Source organism: Novosphingobium sp. (genome assembly GCF_036733805.1).
Lineage (GTDB): Bacteria > Pseudomonadota > Alphaproteobacteria > Sphingomonadales > Sphingomonadaceae > Novosphingobium.
Genome location: NZ_DAIMZT010000088.1, coordinates 1 through 7224 on the forward strand (window position 1 = coordinate 1; position 7224 = coordinate 7224).

The window sequence follows — 7224 nt, forward strand, 5'->3', positions numbered from 1 at the left end:
GCTGCGGCACATAACCTATTTGGCACTATATGTCAAGGAGAAAGGGCGAATACGGATTTTTACACTCACCCCTTTACCAGCCCACCTTCAACCCCTTGTTCTGTTCGTCCAGCCATGCCTTCAGCGGCGCAAAATAGGCGAGCATGGGCTTGGCGCTGATCCGGTCGGACCCGGTGAAGACCTTCAACGCTTCCGGCCAAGGCTTCGACTGCCCCATGGCCAGCATCTTGTTCAGGCTCTCACCAACCTTCTTGTTGCCGTAGAAGCTGCAACGGTGCAGCGGTCCCTTCCAGCCCGCCTGCTTGCATGCCGCCTCGAAAAACTGGAATTGCAGGATGCGGGCAAGGAAGTAGCGCATGTAAGGGGTATTGCCCGGAATGTGGAACTTCGCGCCCGGATCGAAGGCGTCGGCGGGGCGATCGACCGGCGGTTTTACCCCCTGATAGTCCAGACGCATCCGGGTCCAGGCCGTGTTGTAATCCGCCGGCTTGATCGATCCGTCGAACACGCCCCAGCGCCAGCGGTCTATCAGCAAACCAAAGGGCAGGAAGGCCACTTTGTCCATCGCCTGGCGCAGCAGCAAGCCGATGTCCTTGTCTGCGCCCGGCACCTTGTCTTTGGCGAGCAGGCCGATCTGGACGAGATATTGCGGGGTGATCGAAAGCGCTATGAAATCGCCGATCGCCTCATGAAAGCCGTCGTTGGCGCCGTTGAGATAAAGCCAGGTCTGGTCCTTGTAAGCGCGCTGGTAATAGTTGTGTCCCAATTCATGATGGATCGTGACGAAATCGTCCGCATTCACTTTGGTGCACATCTTGATGCGGATATCGTCCTTGTTGTCGATATCCCATGCCGATGCATGGCAGATCACCTCTCTGTCAGCCGGCTTGGTCAGCATGGAGCGCTGCCAGAACGTTTGCGGCAGCGGCGCAAAGCCGAGCGACGAGTAGAAGCCCTCACCCGTTTTGACCATGTCCAGCGGGGTTTCGCCCTTGGCCTTCAGCAGATCGCCGACGTCATAGCCCAGATCGCCCGCGCCGGGGGGCGCCGCCAGCGGGTAGATGTTGCCCCATTCCTGCGCCCACATATTGCCCAGCAGATCAGCGCGGATCGGGCCACTATCAGGCTGCACGCCATCGCCGTACTTCTGATTGAGCTTGTGGCGCACATAAGTATGCAGCGCCAGATAAAGCGGCTTCATTTCCTGCCACAGCCGCTCAGTCTCGGCCGCGAACTGATCGGGCGGCATATCATAGCCGGAGCGCCACATGGCGCCGACATCGGCATAGCCCAGCTCGCGCGCGCCCTCGTTAGCGATATCCACCAGGCGCGAGTAATCGGCCTTCATCGGCTTGCCGACATTGTCGTGCCAGCTTGACCACATCTCCGCATATTCGGCGGGTGTATGGCCGGGCTTGCCCATCTCCGCCTCGATGTCGGAGCCGTTGACCGGCTTGCCGTCCAGCGTGCCTTTGCCCTTGCCGTATTGCGACGCCAGGCGGGTGGAAATCTCGCTGAGTTCAGTCGCCGCGCCCGCAGCAGTGGGGGCCGGCAGCACGATACCCTGACGCAGAATGCCCAGCTTGCGGGCCACGTCCGGGTCCAGACCGGGCAATTTGACGAACTTTGCCGCCTTCACCGCATAGGCAACCTGCTTTTCCGTGAAATCGGCGTTGATCTTCGCTGCGAGCCCGTCCGTATCCTCAGTGATGTACGTGTAATTGATCCAGTTGATCTGGTTATAGGGAATGGAGGCGTCCCCTAGGTCCTTCTCGGCCGAAGCGACGAAACGCGCGGCACCTTCAGCCGTCAGCGGATAATCCGTCGATGCCTCTGCGGCAAAGGACGGAACGGCAGCGCCAAAAGAAAGGCCGGCCGCAAGCGCAGCCAGTGCGGGAATTGCAAACTTCATGGGGTTAATGCCCTCTTCGTATCTCTGAATGGGAACAGACTAGCCTGCCGCCGCGCCAGATCAACACGCGAGAAACAGATATTGCAATCGGGCCGCCCTGTCCCCCGCATGAACGCGTCGTTCAGATTGCCTCCGCCGACCGGCAGCCTCCCATTCAGGCGATCCAATCCTGCGACAAAGCGAAGAGCATCAATCGATGAGTTGAGCACTCAGACGGAACGGCGATGATGACGGCCCGTTTTTACCCAGCAGCTAAAAGAGTTCACAGGAGTAAAGGTCATGCTGAAGAACACCGCCTTCTCTTCGCTGCTTGCCGCGAGCGCATTGGCGCTGGCGATCTCAGGCCCGGCACATGCCGAAGGAAAGGGCGATCGCGCCCAAAAGGAAATCGCCGCCGCCAGGGCCAAGGTTGACACCGTCAAGTCCATGGGTGCAGCCTCGGAATTGCCCATTGGCGTCGCAAGAGCCGAAGAGACCCTGAAAACCGCTCAGGAAGAAGCCAGTTCCGGTCATAAGGAATCCGCCATCAAGGACGCTATTCACGCCCAGGCGATGGCTGACGCCGCGATCGGGGAGATGCAAAAGCGCAAGGACGCGGCCGTCGCCGCCCAGCAACAGGCCGCCGCCGAGCAAACCGCCGCCGCGCAAGACCAAGCCGCGGATGCCAACGCCCGCGCTGCCGCCGCCGAACAGTCCGCGGCGCAATCAGCGCAGGCCGCTGATGCTGCCCGCCAGCAAGCCGCTATTGCCGCCAGCAAACAGGCTCAGGTCGAAACTACGGTCACAACCCAACAAACCGGCACCCGTCCCGTACGACACAAGGTGATCCGCAAGGTCGTGACTCACAGGTCGACAGCCCCTGCCACGACGTCGAACACCACCACGACAACAACGACGTCGGCGTCATTGAATTGATAAAGCGAAAAAAGGGATCGCCCATTCGCGTCGAGCGAAAACGAGACGCGGACGGGCGATCCGCCCTAATCAGAAGTGCAGGAAGTCCGCCATGGCCTGTCCCATATCCTTGAACGTAACGGAGGACATGTGGTTGCCCGGCACTTCGACATAGCGACCATCAGGCAAGGCTGCGGCAAGGTCCGGGGCAGAGCCGTTGTCCCGATCATCCGCACCGCAGAGGCATAAAGTCGGCATCGTGATGCGCGACAGCTCTTCGGGGGGCGTATCGTCCACCGAACCGAGCAGCAGGCGCGCGGCCACCCGGTCCACCTTCATGGTCTTCATGAACGCCTGCGCAACAAAAGCCGGATCGCCGCGCTCGATCGTGCCGAAGCGATCAATGGCATTCACGAAATGCGCGCTGCGCCTTTCCCAGCCGGCCAGGCCCGAAAGCCCCATTCCACCCAGGATCAGCTTTCGCGGACGCAATCCCGCCAGCACGCCCCGCGCCGAAGTGCGCGCGCCGAGCGAAAAGCCGCCGAGGTCGAAATCCGTCAAACCTAGCTGCGCCACCGCAAGCTTCAGATCCTCCACCAGCACGTCTTCGGGATAGGCCCGCGGATCATGCGGCGCCTCACTTTCGCCATGGGCGCGCAGGTCCGGCATGATGACCTCGAAGCCGGCCTCTGCTACGACCTGCGCATTGCCGTACTTGATCCAGTTGACATAAGCGCTGGAAAACAGGCCGTGAAGCAGGAGCAGCGGACGCCCTTGCCCCAGGGCGTGCACCGCCAGCCGTGCACCGCCGAAACCCTCGATATATTCCTTGCGCACTTCGCTCACTCGGGAACCTCCAGACCTGCCGCCTTCCAGTGCGACACAACGCTCTCGGTCGTGGCGCTGTAATAACGCGGCAGATCCCGGGTATCGAGCCAGGCTTCGTGCATGCCCTCTGCACCCGAATGAAGCGCCGGATGGAAATATCCGGGCTCGTCGAATGAGCCCAAAGTCAGGTCCATCCCGTCACCATCATTGAACATGAAGCCGAACGGCGTCCCGCAGTGCGAGCAGAACGGACGCTTTGCGATGACCGAACTGGCGTACCAGTCCGGCTCGCTTTCCCAGGTTACGGCTTTGCGCGGCACTTGCACGAAGCTGGCGGCGAAACCGCCGGTGGCGCGCTGACACATGCGGCAATGGCACAAATAGGCATCGTTGCTTTCAAGCTGCGCCACATAACGAACGCGGCCGCACTGGCAGCCGCCGGTCATGGTCCGCGTCATGCATCCGCCACCGCTTCTATCGGCCGGAAATCGCCAGCAAGGTGCGACAGGTAATCGGCCTTGCCGATCTCCGCGCCCTTCATGCGCAGGATGGCGTAAGCCGTCGTAAGATGGAAATAGAGGTTGGGGATGACCCAATCGTCCAGATACCGCTGAGCGGTGAAATCGATGTAAAGCCCGATCTGCGTGATCGTAAGGCGCTTGTCCGTCGGCGCGGTCAACCCCGCCGCCGCTGCGCCGCTGATCTCCGCCAGCGCATCGCGCAGCACGGCTCGCGCGTCATTCCAGGTCTCAAGCTGCGGGATCGGACCGGGCTGGTCCACACCCTGGCACCATTGCATGAACTGCAGCGGCTGAATGCAGACGCCCCAGATCTGCTGCGCCAGCGAGAACATGTCCGGCGCCAGACGCGCATTGGCCAATTCGTCAAGGTCCCGCCCGCTCCACTGCGCCTCCACTTTGTCCAGCAAGGCCGACAGGGTGGTCAGACGGTTGGAGAAAAGGCTCAGCGCTTGGGTGGTGGCATTGGTATCCATCGGGGGGCTCCTTTGTATTGAGGTGCCTAGATGGATGCAGGGGAGCGCCAAGACAAGCGCCCCCTGCTCTTAATCCTTACCCCTTTTTGAGGTGACGGCGACCCAGCAACTCAGCGATCTGCACCGCATTGAGCGCCGCGCCCTTGCGCAGGTTGTCCGAAACGCACCAGAGGGCCAGGCCGTTGTCCACCGTCGGATCCTCGCGCACGCGGCTCACGTAAGTTGCGCCGTCACCCACGCATTCGATCGGCGAAACGTAACCGCCATCCTCGCGCTTATCGACGAGCATCACACCCGGCGCCTCGCGCAGAATGTCCTGCGCCTGGCTGGCGCTGATCTCATTCTCGAACTCGATGTTCAGCGATTCCGAATGCCCGACGAAGACCGGAACGCGGACGCAAGTGGCCTGCACCTTGATCGCGGGATCAAGTATCTTCTTGGTTTCAACCACCATCTTCCACTCTTCCTTGGTGGAACCGTCATCCAGGAAGACGTCGATGTGCGGGATCACATTGAAAGCGATCTGCTTGGTGAACTTGCGCGGCTCCGCCTGGTCACCCACGAAGATCGCCCGGCTCTGCTCGAACAGTTCGTCCATTCCCGCCTTACCCGCGCCGGAAACTGACTGGTACGTGGACACGACCACGCGCTTGATCTTCGCGGCATCGTGCAGCGGCTTCAGCGCCACCACCATCTGCGCGGTCGAACAGTTCGGGTTGGCGATGATGTTGCGCGCCTTGTAACCATCGATCGCATCCGGGTTCACTTCGGGCACGATCAGCGGAACGTCGGGCTCCATGCGGTAAAGCGACGAATTGTCGATCACGACGCATCCCTGCGAAGCGGCTTTAGGCGCGTAGATCTTCGTCGGGCCGGACCCGGCGGCAAACAGGGCGATATCCCAGCCGGTGAAATCGAAATGCTCGATGTTCTTGACCTTGAGCATTTTGCCGGTTTCGCCGAACTCAATCTCGGTGCCCGTCGAACGCGGCGAGGCCACCGCTGCGATTTCGTCGCAGGGAAACTCGCGCTCGGCAAGGATGTTGAGCATTTCGCGGCCGACATTTCCGGTCGCGCCGACAACGGCTACCCGGTAACCCATTTCAAGACCTTTCTCGTGTGCATTTCGCGCGGGCGTTGATGCTCCGCACGAAGCGCGCGCGTTAGCGTCACTGCGCGCCTGTGACAAGGGTGGAGCGATTTGCGACGTTATCCCCTCCTCTTCAGAGGAGGGGAAGTTTGAGCCTCAGTGTGCCGTTGCTGACGGGGCGGGGCTGTGTGCGGGCGCCGCCGCCAGTTCGTCCGCCTCTGTCCACTCGATTGCTTCCAATGGTTCCGTCAGCGCGCGCGCCAAGACTTCGTCCACGTGCGAAATTGGAACAATTTCAAGCCCCTGCTTCACGTTCTCGGGAATCTCCGCAAGGTCCTTGCGGTTCTCCTCTGGAATGAGAACGGTGGTGATCCCGCCGCGCAGTGCCGCCAGCAGTTTCTCCTTCAGCCCCCCGATCGGCAGCACCCGGCCACGCAACGTGACCTCGCCGGTCATGGCGACATCCTTGCGCACGGGAACGCCGGTCAGCGTCGAGACGATCGAGGTGACCATGCCGATGCCCGCAGAAGGACCGTCCTTGGGCACTGCACCTTCCGGCAGGTGAATGTGGATATCCTTCTTCTGGAACACGCTCGGCTTGATGCCATAGGCCGGTGAGCGCGCCTTGACGAAGCTGAACGCGGTCTGGATCGACTCGTTCATCACTTCGCCCAGCTTGCCGGTCGCCTTGATCGCGCCCTTGCCGGGAACCGTGACGCTTTCGATGGTCAACAGCTCACCGCCCACCTCGGTCCAGGCGAGGCCGGTGACCGCGCCCACCTGATGCTCCTCCTCGCCCACACCGTGGCGGAATTTGCGAACACCGGCGAAATCGGCCAGGTTCTCAGGGGTGATAACCACCTCGGTCGCCTTGCCTTCCAGAATCTGGCGCAGTGATTTCCTGGCCAGGCGCGCAATCTCTCGCTCCAGGGTGCGCACCCCGGCCTCACGAGTGTAATACCGGACCAGATCGCGAAGGCCCGCTTGAGTCAACGTGAACTCGCCGTTCTTGAGGCCATGCGCCTCCACCTGCTTGCGGATCAGGTGACGCTCCGAAATTTCGACCTTCTCGTCCTCGGTATATCCTTCGAGCCGGATGATCTCCATGCGATCGAGCAGCGGCTGCGGCAGGTTCAGGCTGTTCGCGGTGCATACGAACATCACGTCGGACAAATCGACGTCCAGTTCCAGATAATGATCCTGAAACTTCGCGTTCTGTTCGGGATCAAGCACTTCCAGCAGCGCCGAGGCCGGATCGCCCCGGAAATCCTGCCCCAGCTTGTCGATCTCATCGAGCAGGAACAGCGGATTGGATTTGCCCGCCTTTCGCAGGTTAGTGACGATCTTACCTGGCAGCGAACCGATGTAAGTGCGCCGGTGCCCCCGAATCTCCGCTTCGTCACGCACGCCGCCCAGCGACTGACGCACGAACTCGCGGCCCGTCGCCTTGGCGATCGACTTGCCCAGGCTGGTCTTGCCCACGCCCGGCGGACCGCCGAGGCACAG

7 protein-coding genes are annotated in these 7224 nt (G+C 61.4%); 1 reads left to right on the forward strand and 6 read right to left on the reverse strand.

The window, feature by feature from the left end; genetic code table 11:
* Window positions 1-73 precede the first annotated feature (73 nt).
* The gene (locus V7D69_RS14625; RefSeq protein ID WP_333606165.1) at window positions 74-1912 is read right to left on the reverse strand and encodes a M2 family metallopeptidase; all 1839 of its coding nucleotides are present in this window, start codon (window positions 1910-1912) and stop codon (window positions 74-76) included.
* A 279-nt stretch (window positions 1913-2191) separates the two neighbouring features.
* Here V7D69_RS14625 and V7D69_RS14630 point away from each other — a divergent pair, with 279 nt between their 5' ends.
* Window positions 2192-2827 carry a hypothetical protein gene (locus V7D69_RS14630; RefSeq protein WP_333606166.1) on the forward strand — a complete coding sequence of 212 codons (636 nt, stop codon included), beginning with the start codon at window positions 2192-2194 and terminating at the stop codon, window positions 2825-2827.
* 69 nt (window positions 2828-2896) lie between these two features.
* Here the strand turns inward: V7D69_RS14630 and V7D69_RS14635 are convergent, their stop codons facing one another.
* The 5 genes from V7D69_RS14635 to lon form a co-directional block, all read right to left on the reverse strand.
* On the reverse strand, window positions 2897-3652 hold the full coding sequence (locus tag V7D69_RS14635) for an alpha/beta fold hydrolase (protein ID WP_324063683.1): 756 nt from the start codon (window positions 3650-3652) through the stop codon (window positions 2897-2899).
* The gene (locus V7D69_RS14640) at window positions 3649-4092 is read right to left on the reverse strand and encodes a GFA family protein (protein WP_333606167.1); all 444 of its coding nucleotides are present in this window, start codon (window positions 4090-4092) and stop codon (window positions 3649-3651) included. The genes V7D69_RS14635 and V7D69_RS14640 overlap by 4 nt, the downstream gene beginning before the upstream one ends.
* Entirely contained in the window at window positions 4089-4628 is a 540-nt protein-coding gene (locus V7D69_RS14645; RefSeq protein WP_324063679.1) for a DUF1993 domain-containing protein, read from the reverse strand. The genes V7D69_RS14640 and V7D69_RS14645 overlap by 4 nt, the downstream gene beginning before the upstream one ends.
* Window positions 4629-4704: 76 nt before the next feature.
* Entirely contained in the window at window positions 4705-5730 is a 1026-nt protein-coding gene (locus V7D69_RS14650; protein WP_333606168.1) for an aspartate-semialdehyde dehydrogenase, read from the reverse strand.
* A 144-nt stretch (window positions 5731-5874) separates the two neighbouring features.
* Window positions 5875-7224: endopeptidase La (gene lon / locus V7D69_RS14655; RefSeq protein ID WP_333606169.1), on the reverse strand; the 1350-nt coding region annotated here is incomplete at its 5' end.